The 17,070-nt window shown below is 39.5% G+C and carries 14 protein-coding genes, 1 pseudogene and 1 riboswitch; of the genes and pseudogenes, 1 reads left to right on the plus strand and 14 read right to left on the minus strand.

The window, feature by feature from the left end:
* Positions 1–4 precede the first annotated feature (4 nt).
* From AC075L_RS01835 to AC075L_RS01870, 8 genes are all read right to left on the minus strand, one after another.
* A complete protein-coding gene (locus AC075L_RS01835; RefSeq protein ID WP_020993338.1) occupies positions 5–694 on the minus strand; it encodes a response regulator transcription factor in 690 nt (229 codons plus the stop codon).
* Positions 691–1,833 carry a sensor histidine kinase gene (locus AC075L_RS01840; protein WP_020993339.1) on the minus strand — a complete coding sequence of 381 codons (1,143 nt, stop codon included), beginning with the start codon at positions 1,831–1,833 and terminating at the stop codon, positions 691–693. The genes AC075L_RS01835 and AC075L_RS01840 overlap by 4 nt, the downstream gene beginning before the upstream one ends.
* A 237-nt stretch (positions 1,834–2,070) precedes the next feature.
* Positions 2,071–3,252 carry a methionine adenosyltransferase gene (gene metK / locus AC075L_RS01845; protein WP_055053965.1) on the minus strand — a complete coding sequence of 394 codons (1,182 nt, stop codon included), beginning with the start codon at positions 3,250–3,252 and terminating at the stop codon, positions 2,071–2,073.
* 162 nt (positions 3,253–3,414) lie between these two features.
* A riboswitch (SAM riboswitch) is annotated at positions 3,415–3,516 on the minus strand.
* A gap of 98 nt (positions 3,517–3,614) precedes the next feature.
* On the minus strand, positions 3,615–4,907 hold the full coding sequence (locus AC075L_RS01850) for a UDP-N-acetylglucosamine 1-carboxyvinyltransferase (RefSeq protein ID WP_008707990.1): 1,293 nt from the start codon (positions 4,905–4,907) through the stop codon (positions 3,615–3,617).
* A gap of 216 nt (positions 4,908–5,123) precedes the next feature.
* Entirely contained in the window at positions 5,124–5,636 is a 513-nt protein-coding gene (locus tag AC075L_RS01855; protein ID WP_022380404.1) for a shikimate kinase, read from the minus strand.
* A gap of 51 nt (positions 5,637–5,687) precedes the next feature.
* Positions 5,688–6,278 (minus strand): flavin reductase family protein, encoded by a 591-nt coding sequence (locus AC075L_RS01860; RefSeq protein ID WP_008707992.1) that lies wholly within the window; start codon positions 6,276–6,278, stop codon positions 5,688–5,690.
* A gap of 34 nt (positions 6,279–6,312) precedes the next feature.
* Entirely contained in the window at positions 6,313–7,983 is a 1,671-nt protein-coding gene (locus tag AC075L_RS01865) for a putative manganese-dependent inorganic diphosphatase (protein ID WP_008707993.1), read from the minus strand.
* A 13-nt stretch (positions 7,984–7,996) separates the two neighbouring features.
* On the minus strand, positions 7,997–8,905 hold the full coding sequence (locus AC075L_RS01870; protein WP_055060216.1) for a S1 RNA-binding domain-containing protein: 909 nt from the start codon (positions 8,903–8,905) through the stop codon (positions 7,997–7,999).
* A 285-nt stretch (positions 8,906–9,190) separates the two neighbouring features.
* Here AC075L_RS01870 and AC075L_RS01875 point away from each other — a divergent pair, with 285 nt between their 5' ends.
* Positions 9,191–9,847 carry a GTP pyrophosphokinase gene (locus tag AC075L_RS01875; protein ID WP_020993340.1) on the plus strand — a complete coding sequence of 219 codons (657 nt, stop codon included), beginning with the start codon at positions 9,191–9,193 and terminating at the stop codon, positions 9,845–9,847.
* 333 nt (positions 9,848–10,180) lie between these two features.
* On the opposite strand, the gene AC075L_RS01880 is transcribed toward AC075L_RS01875, so the two are convergent.
* From AC075L_RS01880 to dnaN, 6 genes and pseudogenes are all read right to left on the minus strand, one after another.
* The gene (locus AC075L_RS01880) at positions 10,181–10,633 is read right to left on the minus strand and encodes a DUF1002 domain-containing protein (RefSeq protein ID WP_055053964.1); all 453 of its coding nucleotides are present in this window, start codon (positions 10,631–10,633) and stop codon (positions 10,181–10,183) included.
* 392 nt (positions 10,634–11,025) lie between these two features.
* Positions 11,026–11,898: a 16S rRNA (adenine(1518)-N(6)/adenine(1519)-N(6))-dimethyltransferase RsmA gene (rsmA, locus tag AC075L_RS01885; RefSeq protein WP_118567025.1), complete on the minus strand. Its 873-nt coding sequence runs from the start codon at positions 11,896–11,898 to the stop codon at positions 11,026–11,028.
* Positions 11,899–11,945: 47 nt separating this feature from the next.
* A complete protein-coding gene (locus AC075L_RS01890) occupies positions 11,946–14,300 on the minus strand; it encodes a tetratricopeptide repeat protein (protein WP_226839649.1) in 2,355 nt (784 codons plus the stop codon).
* Between the two features lie 73 nt (positions 14,301–14,373).
* Positions 14,374–15,459 (minus strand): DNA replication/repair protein RecF, encoded by a 1,086-nt coding sequence (gene recF / locus AC075L_RS01895; protein ID WP_008708000.1) that lies wholly within the window; start codon positions 15,457–15,459, stop codon positions 14,374–14,376.
* A gap of 4 nt (positions 15,460–15,463) precedes the next feature.
* Entirely contained in the window at positions 15,464–15,673 is a 210-nt protein-coding gene (locus AC075L_RS01900) for an RNA-binding S4 domain-containing protein (RefSeq protein ID WP_008708001.1), read from the minus strand.
* 13 nt (positions 15,674–15,686) lie between these two features.
* Positions 15,687–16,803 (minus strand): annotated as a pseudogene (dnaN, locus tag AC075L_RS01905) (DNA polymerase III subunit beta).
* Positions 16,804–17,070 lie beyond the last annotated feature (267 nt).

Here is a 17,070-nt window from a genome sequence, read left to right on the forward strand (position 1 = left end):
TCAGTTAAACTTTAAATCTGTATCCTACGCCCCAGATTGTTTCAATATACTGAGGTTTTGCAGTATTAAATTCAATTTTCTCCCGGATCTTCTTGATATGGACAGTGACTGTTGCAATATCTCCCACAGATTCCATATCCCAGATTTCCCGGAACAACTCTTCCTTGGTAAACACTCTGTTCGGATTCTCTGCAAGGAAGGTAAGCAGATCATATTCCTTGGAAGTAAATGTTTTCTCCTCTCCGTTTACCCATACGCGGCGTGCAGTCTTATCAATCTTGATCCCGCGGATCTCCACAATATCATTTTTGCGTACATTGGAACCGATCAGACGATTATATCTGTCCATATGTGCCTTGACTCTGGCTACCAGTTCACTTGGACTGAATGGTTTTGTCATGTAATCATCTGCCCCCAGTCCCAGACCTCTGATTTTATCTATGTCATCTTTCTTTGCAGATACCATGATGATAGGAGTATTTTTTTCCTGTCTTACCTGCCTGCAGATATCAAAGCCATCCACTTCCGGAAGCATCAGATCCAGAATAATCAGGTCAAACTCCTCATTCAGCGCACGCGTCAGTCCGGTGTCTCCTCTGTTGCAGATTTCAACTTCAAATCCGGAAAGCTCCAGATAATCCTTCTCCAGATCTGCAATTGCCTCTTCATCTTCTATAATTAAAATTCTGCTCATTTCATTGGTACCTCCTGATACTTTCTAAGTACAAAATACATGATTGTGCCGATTCCAAGCCTGCTGGTTGCCCAGACCTTTCCTCCATGATCCTCCAGGATCTTTTTTACAATGGAAAGACCGATTCCGCTTCCTCCCTTGGATGAATTTCTCGACACGTCTGTTCTGTAAAAACGATCAAAAATAGACGGCAGATCCTTTGCTGCAATTCCCTTTCCATTATCTTCAATTTCAACCTGAATAAAATCTCCCACATCCTTTATGCGAATCTGGATGATACCTTTGGGTTTATCCATATATTTGATAGCATTGCTGATAATGTTATGAATAACACGCCGAATCTGTTCTCCATCTGCGATCACCTGCACATTATCCTCAACATAATTGGCATATACCAGTTCAATTCCTCTCGTTTCCAGTTCCAGTCCTACTTCTTCTGCGCAATCACTGAAATAATCTTCTACATTCAGTTTACTGAAAGTATATGGAATTCTGTTGGTATCAATCTTTGAATAAAAAGTCAGCTCATTGATCAGATGATCCATCTCATTCGTCTTATTATAAATAGTCTTCACATAACGGTCTATTTTCTCCGGCGTATCCGCTACGCCGTCCATAATCCCCTCTACATATCCCTTTACCGCTGTGATCGGCGTCTTAAGATCATGAGAAATATTGCTGATAAGTTCTTTATTTTCTTTATCCATAAGAACTTTCTCTTCTGCTGATTCCTTCAGCCGCTTTCTCATCTCCTCAAAATCCCGGCAAAGTTCCGAAAACTCATCGTCACCATCTACTTCCAGAACAAAATCAAGATTTCCCTCTTTGATATTCTGAGTGGCTTTCTTTAATTTAACCAGCGGTGTGGCAATACTTCTGTAAATCCATAATCCAATAGATAAAGCTGTGAATACTAATATTACCGTCGCAGTAAACAGCAGATCTTTTGCAATAATCCTTACCTGTGTCTGGCTGTGGGTGGATTCCCCTACTGAAATATCATACACCACTTCCGAAGAATCCTTTGTCTGCTGTGCAAACTTTGTATGACCTAATCCGTACAAAGTTGCCGAAAATAAAAGCAGAGGAACCAGAATACTCATACCGAATCCAACTATAATCCTTGTTTTTAACTTCATCCCGATCATCCTTTATCTGTTGATTTATAAGGTTTCTATAATTTTGCCCTCTGCAAGCATTATATCATAAAGTCTGTTTTACATATCTAAATTTTCTATAAAAAGAACAGGAATCATCTGTCCTGTTCTTTCAGATAATTCCTGTTTTATCCCATTGCACTGCAATTTTTGTGATATTCTGTAATTATTCAGCATTCCACTGTCTGTGCAAGTACTGAACAGTTACGATTTTCTTATTTAAGCAAGGTATTTCTTAAGGTCATCAACTTTGTCCAGATGCTCCCATGGAAGGTCTACATCCGTACGTCCGAAATGTCCATAAGCAGCTGTCTGTCTGTAAATCGGTCTTCTCAGATCAAGCATCTTGATAATTCCCGCCGGGCGAAGGTCAAAGTTCTCACGAATGATCTCAACCAGCTTTGTATCAGAAAGTTTACCGGTTCCGAATGTTTCTACGTGGATAGATGTCGGATGAGCAACACCGATCGCATAGGAAAGCTGAATCTCACATTTATCTGCAAGACCTGCTGCAACAATATTTTTTGCAACATAACGTGCAGCATACGCTGCGGAACGGTCTACCTTTGTACAGTCTTTACCGGAGAAAGCACCGCCGCCATGACGTCCGGTTCCACCGTAAGTATCAACGATGATCTTACGTCCGGTAAGTCCGCTGTCACCATGAGGTCCGCCGATCACGAAACGTCCTGTTGGGTTGATGAAATATTTTGTGTTCTCATCTACCATATCTGCCGGAATGATCTCATCGAAAACGTATTTCTTAATGTCCTCATGGATCTGCTCCTGAGTTACATCCGGATCATGCTGTGTAGAGCATACTACTGCATCGATACGGATTGGTTTTCCGGCTTCATCATATTCTACAGTAACCTGTGTTTTTCCGTCCGGTCTTAAATATTTTAATGTACCGTCTTTACGGATCTTCGTTAACTGACGTGCAAGTTTGTGTGCCATGTTGATGGCATATGGCATATACTCTTCTGTCTCATTGGAAGCATAACCAAACTGGATACCCTGGTCACCTGCTCCGATAGCATCAATTTCATCTTCACCCATTTTTGCTTCAAGAGCTTTATCTACGCCAAGAGCGATATCAGCAGACTGTTCATCGATTGCTGTGATAACTGCACATGTATCAGCATCAAATCCATATTTTCCACGTGTATATCCGATTTCGCGGATAGTATCTCTTACGATTTTCTGAATATCAACATATGCATTTGTTGTAATCTCACCCATAACAAGTACAAGACCTGTAGTTGTAGCAGTTTCACATGCAACACGACTCATAGGATCTTTTTCCATAAGAGCGTCAAGAATAGCATCGGAAATAGCATCACACATTTTATCCGGATGGCCTTCAGTTACAGATTCAGAAGTAAATAAAATTTTCTCCATTGTGTTCTCCTTTTTTATTCATTTACAATTGTTTCCCGACCGCAGAATAACCCACAGCCATTTATGTACTGTATCAACAGATTATTTCTCTCCGCTGATACTTTTCCGTTAACAAAAAGAAACAGCCCGAAGTAATCGGACTGTCTGATTATCTCAACAATCCTCTTATTGTTCGATCACTCGCTCAGGTTGGCACCTTCCTACACAAACAGGGGTTGCCGTGGCTTCGCAGATCCTTTGTATCTCCACCACTCTGAATAAAAGGCTATTACTAATTATTAACTTGCATTAATTAAGATTGCTGCATATCATACAATATACTTAACCCTTACAAATGTCAAGTAATTTTTTGGTATTTTTTATCATCCCACCCTGAGACGGAATTTCTGGATTTCTTTCTCATTGGATACTCTCTCAATCTCAGCACCGAGAGATCTCAGCTTATCTTCAAAATTCTCGTATCCTCTCTGGATATATACGATATCATCAACAACTGTGATTCCATCTGCTGCAAGACCTGCGATCACCAGGGCTGCACCTGCACGCAGATCCGGTGCACTTACTCTCGCACCTGTAAGCTTCTTCACACCATCAATAATTGCTGAATTTCCCTCAACTTTGATGTTTGCTCCCATACGTGAAAGTTCGTCCGCATACTTGAATCTGTTCTCAAAAATACTCTCTGTTACAATACTGGTTCCCTCTGCAAGTGCCAGAGTTACAGCAATCTGTGGCTGCATATCTGTAGGATATCCGGGATATGGAAGAGTCTTTACATGAGTACGGTGAAGTCTCTTTGGTGCACGTACACGAACTGCATCATCAAATTCCTCAACCTCACATCCAATTTCTTCAAGTTTAGCCGTAGTTGCTTCCAGATGCTTCGGAATTACATTCTTAACTGTTACATCTCCGCCTGTTGCTGCCGCAGCAAACATAAATGTACCTGCCTCGATCTGATCCGGAATAATAGAATACTCTGTACGGTGGAGCTTCTCCACACCTTTAATACGGATCACATCTGTACCTGCACCTTTAATATTTGCCCCCATACTGTTCAGGAAGTTGGCAACGTCAACTACATGCGGTTCTCTTGCGGCATTTTCCAAAATAGTACGTCCCGGAGCCAATGAGGCTGCCATCATAATATTGATCGTTGCACCTACAGAGACAACGTCAAGGAAAATATGGCTTCCATGAAGTTCATCTGCTTTCGCAACAATTGCTCCATGCATGATATCTACATCTGCACCAAGCGCTCTGAATCCCTTCAGATGCTGGTCGATCGGACGGCTTCCGATGTTGCATCCACCTGGAAGCGGTACCTCTGCATGTTTATACTTACCAAGAAGTGCTCCCAGCAGATAGTAGGAAGCTCTGATCTTCTTGATATATTCATAATCAACACTTACATCTCCAATTGTAGATCCGTTAATCTTCACAGTAGATTTATCAATACGGTCTACCTGTGCTCCAATACCAGCGATCGCTTCAAGCAATACATTGATATCCCTTACATCCGGCAAATTCTCTATCAGAATCGTCTCATCAGTCATTATGGCTGCTGCAAGAATAGCAAGTGCCGCATTCTTGGCACCGGCAATCTCAACTTCACCGACTAAAGGGTTGCCTCCTTTTATAACATACTGTTCCATATCACACCTCTTATTTATTTTCACTCCATGAGCAGAATTAATGGTCACTGTTCACTCTGTTTTTCGTTTTCTGCGAACATGTAACTTCTGTTTCAAATGCATATATGTTTATACTAAACGATCATCCTATTTTAAAGTCAGTTGTATATTATATCATATATTTATCATTTGTAAACAAAAATTATTTACCACTGTCCTTTTCCCGAGCTGTAATAATCACTTTCCCTGCTCTTTGATATGTATTATCTCCAGAATTGCCCGAAGACTTTCATCCAAATCTTTCCCCTCTTCATCAATGGTAATATCTGCATATTTCTCGTACAGAGGTACACGTTCCTCATACAGATCTTTCAGGCTCTGACCGTCCTTTAACAGAACTCCGCGGCCTTTCAGATTTCCCAGTCTTTTGGATAAAGATTCCAGTGATAATTTAAGATATATAACCTTACCTATGGACTTCAGATGTTCCATTGCCTCATCACAGTAAATAACACTTCCGCCGGGTGCAATGACCGTATCTGTCACATGAATGTCTGCATTAACCTGATTTTCAATTTCCTTAAATTTTTCCGGTCCGTCCTGCTCTATGATCTCTGAAAGCTTTCTTTTCTCCTGTTTCTGTATCAGAAGATCCGAATCCAGAAATTCATATCTCAATGCTTTTGCAAGAATAACTCCTATTGTACTTTTCCCTGAACCAGGCATTCCTATTAATGTCACATTATTCATGTTTATGTCCTTTCATTTTATCATACATTGTCTGCGTCTGCAAATTGCGGATTACTGTTTCTTTTTTCCGGATTTTTTCTTCTTTTTTTTAACGCTGTATCCAAATGTTCCCAGTTTTTTACCAATTCCCAGATATTCACCATGAGAATACACCAGAGGTTTCGCATCATTCAGATGAAATTTCTTCTTCTCGTCCATATACTGCGGATCAGCATGAACTGCAAGCACATCCGCCAGAAACATATGGTGGGAACCCAATTCCAGAACCTGCCTTACTTTGCATTCAATACTCACCGGAGATTCTGCGATCATGGGAACTTTCACAAAATCCGCCTTCTCTTTGGTAAGCTTCATTTCTTTAAATTTATCAACATCCCTGCCGGAACGGACTCCACAGTAATCCGTTGCATATGCCAGTTTCTCTGTTGTCAGATTTATTACAAATTCTCCCGTCTTTCTGAGCATATCATAGGAAAAACGGGATGGTCGCACAGAAATAGACACCATCGGCGGATTCGTGCAGACAGTTCCTGCCCATGCAACTGTAATAATATTGTCATTCCCCTCTCCGTCAGAAACACTTACCATAACTGCCGGAAGTGGATAAAGCATATTTCCTGCTTTCCAGGTTTCTTTTTCCATTTCTTATTATCCTCAGCTATTCTGTCTGCTGCCATCAGTTGTAATCGTTCTGTCCGGCCTGTGCAGCTTCCATAAGTGCCGGAATCAGCTGTTTCTTACGTGAAACAACGCCTTTCAGATCAAATACACCATCCTTTGGCTCCATATGGAAAGCAATACGTGCCATTTCCTCACTTCCCTCACCATAATAGAGAAGCTCTGTAGATTCCTCAATAATATTGGTAAGCATAAAGAATACGCGGGTAACACCATGACGGCCACACTCGCTGACCATAAACGGAACCAGACGCTCTTTGATTTCTGCCAGCTCATCGCTGTCCATGGAACTGATCTGTCCAACACCAAAGTTGATCTCATCCTCAGCAATAAATTTCTTATAATCCTGATAGAAAATTTCTTCCGGTGATTTGTCTTTCAGGTTACTTCCTGCTTTAAACATCTCTTTTGCAAACTGCTCAATATTGATTCCTGCAATAAGTGCCAGCGCACCTGCAGCCATCTTGTCAGATAATGTGCAGGTAGGTGAACGGAACATCAGTGTATCTGAAATAATCGCAGCACAGAGAAGCCCCGCAATACTCGGTGAAATCTCAAGTTTCTGCTCCCCATACATTTCATACAGAATCGTTGCTGTACATCCGACCGGCTGATTTCTGAAAGAAATCGGTACCATAGTTTCCAGAGAACCCAGTTTATGATGGTCGATAATCTCCACGATTTCAGCTTTATCGATATTGTCAACTGCCTGATCTTTCTCATTATGGTCCACAAGTGCTACTTTTTTCCTGTGCATATCCAGGAAATTTCTTCGGGAAATTGTTCCGATACATTTTCCCTTTTTGTTAATTACAGGGAACGCACGATGACGGTGTTTGATCATCTCATTCTGAATATCATCCGTAAAATCCTCTGTATTAAAAGTAACCAGATTATCTGTTTTCATAATATACCGTACAGGAATACTCTGGTTGATCAGTCTTGCGATCGTAAATGTATCATACGGAGACATAATAATTACAATTTCTCTCTCATGAGCAAGCTTTATCACCTTTTCGCTGACTTCAATTCCCATACCAACGATAATACAGCTAACATTCTGCGCAATCGCCTGAAGATGATCCTCTTCTCTGTCTCCCATGATTATCAGGTCATCCGGTTCAATATAGGCTTTGAGCATTTCCGGATTTGCAGTTCCCACCAGAACTTTTCCTTTTGTAAAATATCCATGCTCATTTCCCTCTACTACGGTACCTGCAATTGTCTCGGCAATTCTTCTGTACTGTGTCTTCGCTCTTGACAGCAGATAACTGTCCGTTGTATCCATATAAGTCTTAGCAATATCACCGATTGTGATCAGACCTTCCAGCTGTCCTTCTCTGTCTCTGATCGGAAGAGATACGATACTTTTCTCCATCATCAGATCCCATGCATTTTTCAGGGACATACTCTTATCAGCTTCCGGACTCATACGGATATCCATATCTTTTATCTGTGTTCCAATGTTAGACAGATATCCCGGCGGCTGCATGCCGAAACGATTTAACACATATTCTGTCTCTTCATTGATCTGTCCTGCACGCTTTGGAATGTATTTCACCTTCTGAGAAGTCCTGTTTTTGATGTCCGCATAGGCAATTGCTGAACAGATGGAATCCGTATCCGGATTCTTGTGACCTATTACAAATATTTTTTCCTGATTTCTCATACAGATTCTAACCTCAATTATCTAATTTAATGTTTGCAAAAAGTGCGCCAAGAGATGTGGAAGCCTCTTCCTTTGAATCTGGAAGCTCGATCACTTCCTCCTCAATTTCCTTAGCCATCATATCTGTTGCCTCTTTGATGCTCAGACTTAATTTTCCATCTTTGACAGCAGTTACTTTTACCTTTACTTTATCTCCAACTGTCAGAACTTCTGATGGTTTCTTAATTCTCTTCTCACAGATCTGTGAAATATGAACCAGACCTGACAGACCATTTCCCAGATCTACGAATGCACCATATGGCTGTAAGCTCTCAACAACACCTTCTGTTACAAGTCCGACCTGCACATTGGAGATTTTTGTTTTTCTCTCCTCTTCTGCTTTTTCTCTTAATATTTCCTTTGCAGAGAAAATTAATCTTCCTTTTTCTTTATCAATATCGAAAACCTGAACCTGGATTGGTTTGTTCAGATATTCGTTTGTATCCTCCACATAATTCAGGGCAAGCTTTGAGGCGGGAATAAATCCACGTACACCTTCTACATAGGCGATCACGCCGCCATTTACAATGCCTTTTACCACCACATCAATTACTTCTTTTGAATCCTTTAATTCTTTCAGCTTATCCCATGCAAGCACATCTGCTGCTTCTGTTCTGGACAACAGAATATTTCCATTTCCATCGTCTTTACTCACAACAGTCGCAGAAACTTCATCTCCCACATTCACCTGTTCCTTTAAAGAAAATCCCGGTTCTCTGCTGTAATCCTCTGCCGGAATAATGCCTTCCGCATAATACTTCAGATCTACCACAACTTCTTTTTCATCTACACTGATGACAGTTCCTGTAAGAATATCCCCTTCTTCAATTTTCTTAAAAGAGGCTTCCAGTTCTGTTTCGTAATCTTTCATTGATTCAGCCATTATCTGTTTTCTCCTTTACCTGGAATAAATGTAACTCTTCTCCATCTGTTACAGGATACTGAACAGTTACAAATAAAGTATATCATGTCAGCTATTTTCAAACATTATAACACAATCACTTTAATAATGGAAATCTGAATTTTCATACAGATAGTTCACACAAACGGATATTTATATGTTACAATAATATCATCAACCAACTATAGCAAATCTATAAACAAGTCCCCTGTGAGATTACAAAAATCAACGGGGAACTGCCTGTATCAGGAAAGGATATTATTATACATGAATTATGATTCTGTCCCCTTGAGGGATTTTAAAGAACTGAATGACTGGGAGACAGTTATTTTTGTCTATCAGTCTGCCCTTAAACAGGTAGAAACAAAGATTGATATTCTAAACGGTGAATTTCAGCACAGACATAAATACAATCCAATCGAACATGTAAAATCCAGAATCAAAACTCCGGAAAGCATTGTAAAAAAACTGAAACGACATGGATATGAATCCAGTATCGAGAACATGGTACGCTATGTAAATGACATCGCAGGAATCCGTATCAGCTGTTCCTTTACATCTGATATCTATCTGATCGCAGATATGATTTCCAAACAAAATGACCTGACGATCCTTGCAAGACGTGATTATATGAAAAATCCTAAAAAGAGCGGTTACCGCAGTTATCATATGCTGGTTACCACACCGGTCTTTCTCTCCGACAGTATCATTGATACCAAAGTAGAGATTCAGATCCGCACAGTTGCACAGGATTTCTGGGCGACTCTGGAGCATAAGATGCATTACAAATTTGAGGGAGACGGACCTGACTATATCACAAAAGAATTAAGAGAATGTGCGCGATATGTAGCAGAACTGGATACCCGCATGGAAGAACTCAATAATGAAATCCAGAAATATGGAAAATTATCAGATAAAAAATAAAAAATCCCCGTAAAACGAGGAGTGCCCCGGCAGTGGTTTACCGGGGCTATTATTATGAAAAAAATTTATGTGTAATGATAACACATTACAACGTCTTTCGTAGGTTCTTTCGAACTATCTATATAGTAGCAATCATTTATGAACAAATTATGAACTCGCAGTTAACTTTTCGTTTATTTGCACAATTATTTTATATTTTTTAATATTTTTTTATAGAATTACCACATATTTATAGTTCTTGTTTTATTTTATGCTTGTCTATCTTGTATATCTCCCATAATCTTCCATAACTATTTCGTCTTTTCACAGTTACGATTTGAGAATGAGCAGATTTTACTCAAAAAGACTCTTTGCAAAATCAGCCAGTTTATGCAGGATTCCTTTTACCTCTTCTTTACCAATCCCCATTTCTTCCAGTTTATCATATGCCTTCGTCACAGCACTCCTGAGCTGTTCCTCATCAATATCAGAATCCTTGATCTGTTTAACGATCTTTATGATTCTGTTCTCTTCTTCCTCCGAAAGGCTAACTCCTGCAGTACTCTCCGCAGTCTGGATCAGCGATCTGATCTGATCATCTGAAATATCCTGTTTTGCTGCCTCATTTTTCACATACATAATGATATCAACTACTTTGTCCGGATCTGATACAAGAGAATCAATCTCATTATCAGAAATAATCTCCTGTACAGATTCCGAAGTATCTGCTGCCATCACCGGTACTGCCGGTGTCGTACATGTAATTGCTGCCGCAATAATAAGTATTCCTGCTTTTTTTATTCTCATGATTTAATTACCTCCATACTTTTGCCAGTCAATAATAAGTCTCTGTCTTTTCACTGTCAGCAGATTACAGACAATGAACAGGCATTTTCATTTACCGGCTCATTATATCAGAAATCTTATGCCTTCTGTAAAATAAATATCCCAATTTCTGTCTTCATAATTCCTTCGACATTTGTTCAAATTTTTTTCACATCTTAAACACGATTTTCTCATAATTGCAGGATATACTAAAGCTATAAAAATAATAAAGCCAACGTTATTTTTATAAAATTTCTTTTTCATATGTTGATTGCCGGAAGAGGCAATTAACTCTCCTTCCTTTTAAAAAATAAATTTGAACGTAATATAAAAAGCATCCGCTTAGCCACCGGATGCTTTTTATATTTATCTTTTTATAAAATTTCTGTAAATGCATTTGCCAGCTGTGCAAACTGTGCCAGTGTCAGTGCTTCTCCTCTGACACTCAGGGAAAGTCCACACATCCCCAACGCCTGCTCAATCTGTTCTTTAGAAAATGGTATCTCCTGTGAATTCTTCAGACCATTCACCAGTGTCTTCCTTCTCTGGTTAAAAGATGCTCTGATAATACGAAACATCAGCTTCTCATTCTTTACCTCAACCGGCGGTTTTTCATATCGTTCCAGTCTGATCACCGCACTTCCCACTTTAGGTCTTGGCATAAAACAGTTGGGCGGTACATTTGCCACGATCTTTGGTTTCGCATAATATTGCACAGCCAGTGAAAGCGCCCCGTAATCTTTTGTTCCGGGTCCTACCTGCATTCTGTCCGCAACTTCTTTCTGTACCATAATAGTAATAGAATCAACAGGAACCTGATTCTCAAACAATCCCATGATGATCGGGGTAGTAATGTAATATGGCAGATTGGCAACAACCTTGATCGGACGCCCCTGATTTTTTTCCAGTGCAAGCTGGCGGATGTCTACTTTGAGGATGTCGTTGTTGATGACTGTCACATTATCCCAATCTTTCAGAGTGTCGTCCAGAATAGGAAGCAGTGTTTTATCAATCTCAACTGCTGCCACTTCCCTTGCTGCTTCAGCCAGATACTGTGTCATGGTTCCGATTCCCGGTCCAATCTCCAATACAAAATCATCCTTTGTGATCTGTGCAGAATCTATAATCTTATCCAGAACATGAGTATCGATCAGAAAGTTCTGACCAAACCTTTTCTGGAATGCAAAATTATACTTCTGAAGCACTTCTATGGTATACTTTGGATCTCCTAGATACGGTCTGGGCATAATCTTTACTCCTTTTTCTTTATTACCTGTAACTGTACAAATACGCATTATTTAGTAAAATCTTTCTCGTACAGAACAATATATCCATCTCTGTCTATACGTTTCTTAGATACATTTCGTTTAAATTTACGGATTCCTCCCTGTGATTTTGCAATCGCAGCATCTATCAGTTCTTTTACTGCGCCAACATTCATAGGAGAATCCTCTTTCTGGTTAATTCCAATCAGATTATACAGCGCAAGCATTCCCATCTGATCAATAGCATAACCATTCTCTTTTGTATAAACCCTTGCAAAATTGACAAGTTCATCATTGGTAAATACAGGAATATTGATCATTGAAGTAAACTTCTTTGCGAATTTCGGATATCTGGCAATCAGTTTTCGCATACCAATCTTCTCATCTTCCACGATTACTGTAAGTCCGTCTGTGTTAACTTCCATGGCTTTGTCAAGCATCTCTACTGTTTCCGGTGTCAGCTGATTTGCATTTTCGATCACAAGAAAGCCACCTGCCAGCTTTGAAAAAATCTTATAAATATTTTTTCCGTTGATCTGATCTGCAAAAACATATGCTACTTTTGACGCTTCCAGATTCAGTTCTTTACAGATTGCCGGAATCAGGCCTGAGATCAGTCTGGTCTTTCCGCATTCCTTACCGCCCATCACAATAATATTTCCAGTTTTAGAAGTCTTGTCTGCTGCAGCCATCTGTACATCATATAAAGTATCCACAAGCTGCTCTTTCATACCCGGAACCTTTACAAAATATGTAAATAACTGCTTCTCATCATCTGTAAGTTCTTTTTCTCTTGGTACAATATCCCTTGGATCTGCTCCATTTTCCGGCTGGATAGATTCTATAAAACGTTCCAGCTCCTCTTCTTCTGTCAGGGGTTGGGCTTCTTCCGTTCCCTCTGTATCATCTTCCGGATTCAGATCTGTATTCCCCATCGGTCCATGGAGAAATTCCTCTTCAGCTCTTCTGAGATCTTCTTCTGTAACCTCATCTTCTTCTTCAGCTTCTTCTATTTCCGGCTGCACCGGTATTTCCTTTTTCGGTTCTTCATCCGGCTTTGGATCAGCAACCTTTATATCTTGTATATCTCCGCTGAGGAAATCCGGTTCTTCCAGTTCCTCTGAAATATCATGGGCTTTTATTTCTTTATCATCAACATCAGTTTCTGAACTTTCTTCCTGTACTTCTTCTGTTTTTGACTCTTCTTCCTTCGGAATCTCAATTCCCTGCGCACTGGCAGCAGCAAGGATCGTATCCTCCAGATTCAACTCTTTCCCTTCCAGATCAAAAGAATCCATATTCAGTTTCGTCTCAGCAACTTCCTCAACTTTCGGCGGTTTGCTCAGTTCCATATTTTTCATGGATGCCGGAATATTTAATTCAGGCATCTTAATTGCAGCCATGGGTTCTGCCCCCGGTTTTTCAGGTTCTGCCTCCAATTCCGGAACATTTTCAGGTTCTTTCTGTGACGCATCACTCTTTATGATTTCTTCCGGAATCTCATCTTCCCTGGTGATACCGGCCTCGTTAACCATATCCATGGATTCTTCCGGAAACTCTTCTTTCTCTTCCTGAGTCTTACCTCCAAAGACATCCCTGATCCCCTTTGAAATCTTTTCCTGAATGCCTTCCATGCTGACCTGAACTTCCGGCTCATTGTTTTCTGTCGTTTCTTCCACTTCTTCAGCTTCAGGCTCTTCCTGCGCTTTTACTTCTGTTTCCGTTTTTTTCTTCTCCAGTTCTTTCGCCTGCTCTGGTGTAAGAAGTTTCGGAACAAACTGTTTCTCAAATTTTGCTTTCTCAGCACCTGTCAGCTCACCCATTCTCATTTTAAGATCATAGGCTTTCATAACATATTTGCCTTCACTGAACCAGAGAATGATTTCATTGCATAAATCCAGACATTTCTGTTTTTCTCCTGCTTTGTAATACAGGGCTGCCAGTTCATATGACCATTTCTCTGTAAATTCCTGTTCTTTATACTCTTCCAGGATTCTGATCTGCTCATTTAATGAAGAATTTTTTGCCCTTGCAATCTTGTACTGCAGAATATATTGTGTACTGTCATTCGAAGCCACCTGCTTATACTCTTCAAAAAATTCTTCTGCTTCATTGATATCATCCATTCGCAGAGAGATCTCAATCAGACGGTAAAGAATATTTTTTCCAATAGATGCCTTATGATATGCAAGAAGGAAAATCTCCTTACTGTCCTCATATCTTCCGTTTGCTGCATATATTTCACCGACAACACATAAGGTGCGGACATTTTTGACGCGTCTCCAGTCTATGCTGTCTACAATGTTCATGGCACCTTTATAATCTTTGTCCTGAACCAGCTTATTAATCTCTTCAAGTTTTATCCGAAATTCTTCTTTATCCAATGCATTCACCAACTTTCCATAATTACGCTCAGTGTATCATAAGCCCGTACCCTTGTCAAAAGATTGTTTCTTCTTACACAGGCTGTGATACTGTTCCCTGAACTACCTGAAATACCTTATTTATCTGAAACTGATGACTGATAAAATCATCCAGCCCTGTACATGTTATCAATGTCTGGATATCACTGATACTGTCCAGAAGATAATTCTGCCTGCTGCTGTCCAGCTCGGACAGAACATCATCCAAAAGCAGAACCGGTGTGTCTTTTATTTTTCTCTTTACTATATATATTTCTGATAATTTAAGTGAAAGTGCCGCTGTCCTCTGCTGTCCCTGAGAACCGTATTTCCTGATATCAATCCCATTTGCCATTACACACAGGTCATCTCTGTGTGGGCCTGCGGATGTCAGTCTCATCCTCATATCTCTTTCTCTGTTGGCACAAATGGTACTTTCCAGTTTCTCTGCTGTACAGTCCGGTTCATAAATAACGTTCAGTTCTTCCAATCCCCCTGTAAGATTACCATGTATTTTTCGAACCGTTTCATTTAGTTCTTTAATAAATTCACTGCGCTTGTCAATAATCTTCCGTCCATATTCAGCCATCTGTATATCCCAGATATCCAGTGTATCTTTAAGTGAAGGCTGAACACTGAGATCCTTCAGCAATTTATTTCTCTGATTTACAATATGGTTATATGAAGCCAGATCTGTAAGATATATTTTATCTAACTGGCACAGTTCCAGATCAAGAAATCTCCTTCTCTCACCCGGACCATTTTTTATAATATTCAGATCCTCAGGAGAAAAAAACACCAGATTAACTACTCCGAAAAGCTCACTGGCCTTCCGGATAGGAAGACCATTGATCGCAACGCCTTTTGCTTTATTCTTTTTAAGATGCATATCAATCCTGTAGGAAAGCTCATCTCTTTTTACCATCATCCTGATATGAGATTCATCCTTTCCAAACTGAATCATATCCTTATCTCTGCTTCCTTTATGCGATTTTGTAGTTCCGCAAAGATAAAGTGCCTCCAGGATATTGGTCTTTCCCTGAGCGTTATTGCCGTAAAATATATTCGTCCCCTGTGCCAGATCGAGTTCCAGAGAATCATAATTTCTGAAATTTTTTAACTGAACAGATTCAATATACATTTATTCACCTGATCACTTTAATTTCTTTTCCATCATAAGAAACGATGTCACCTTCATAAACCTTTCGGCCACGACGGTCATCTACCTCTCCGTTTACTTTTACCAGTCCGTCAGTGATCACATATTTCGCTTCAACCCCGTCCTGAACCATATCTGCAAGTTTCAGTAACTGTCCCAGTTTTATAAATTCATCTCTGATCTTAATTTCTTCCATTTTCATTTACTCCCTATCTTGCCTGATTCTGGTTGATATTTACAGGCAGAATCAAATATGTGTAATTTTCCTCGTCATCCCTGATAAAACATGGTGCTTTTGGATTTACGAGGTAGATACTGATTGTTTCATCATCGATTACTTTGAGTGCATCGATCAGAAATCTTGGATTAAAGCCAATAAGGATATCTTTGCCCTCTTTATCAATATCAATATTTTCATTCATGGAACCCATTGCAGAATCAATACGTAATTCCATAGAATTATCTGTAATTTCAATAATGATCGGTTTCTTTTCTCCTCTCTCTTACCAACAGAGTGGCTCTGTCGATACAGTCCAGAAATTCTTTTTTATTAATTTTAATTTTGGTTTCGTAATCGCTGGAAAGCATCTGATCAATACGGAAATATTCTCCATCGATTAATCTGGAAACAACAATAGTCTGGTCAAACTCAAATAAAATATGATTTTTTGAGAAATAAATATTTACAATATCATCAATTTCACCGGATAAAATCTTACTGATCTCATTAAGTGTTTTGCCAGGTACCACCACTTTGCGGTCAGCATAATCTTTTTTCAGTTCCATACGTCTGATCGCAATACGATGTCCATCGAGAGATACTATTTTCAGGTAGTTATTTTTGATTTCAAAAAGTTCACCGGTCATCAGCTTATTGGTTTCATTGGAGGCAATTGAGAAAATAGTCTGTCTAATCATCTCTTTTAATGTGAATTGAGAGATAGTAAGACTTTCTTCTTTCTCAATCAGTGGGAGATATGCAAAATCTTCTCCGGATTTACCAGGTATCGTGAATTTTGCTTTCTCACAGGTAATGGTGGCAGTAAGTTTCTCATCTGTTTTAATAGTTACCGTATTGTCTGGCAATCGACGAATGATTTCATAGAAAATTTTTGCATCCAGCGCAATAATTCCTTTTTCTTCAATGGTTCCATCAACAATTGTTTCTATACCGAGTTCCATATCATTAGTAGTAAATTTGATCTGGTTTGTAGTAGCATCAATCAGAATACATTCCAGAATTGGCATTGTTGTTTTAGAGGGAACTGCTTTCAGTGAGATGTTTACACTTTTGAGCAAGTTGATTTTCTGGCAAATGATTTTCATAATGTGTATAACTTCCTTTCTTGGGTGATGTGGTTTTTTATAGATAAATATATAAAAGGAATCCGTCGTCGCCGCCGTAGGGGATGTGAATATGTGAAAAACTCCATTGAAGGTTGATTTTTCAAGGAGTTCAGATATGGATAACTTCGTGTAAAGGTGTGCTTAAAGTATGTGTATAACTTGTGTATAACCGAAGCGCCAAAAAAGCGGCGAAAAGTTATACACACTTATACACATTCAATCAACATCTTATACACATGTTATACA

The organism is Blautia sp. ZXY-1-B12 (genome assembly GCF_056339915.1).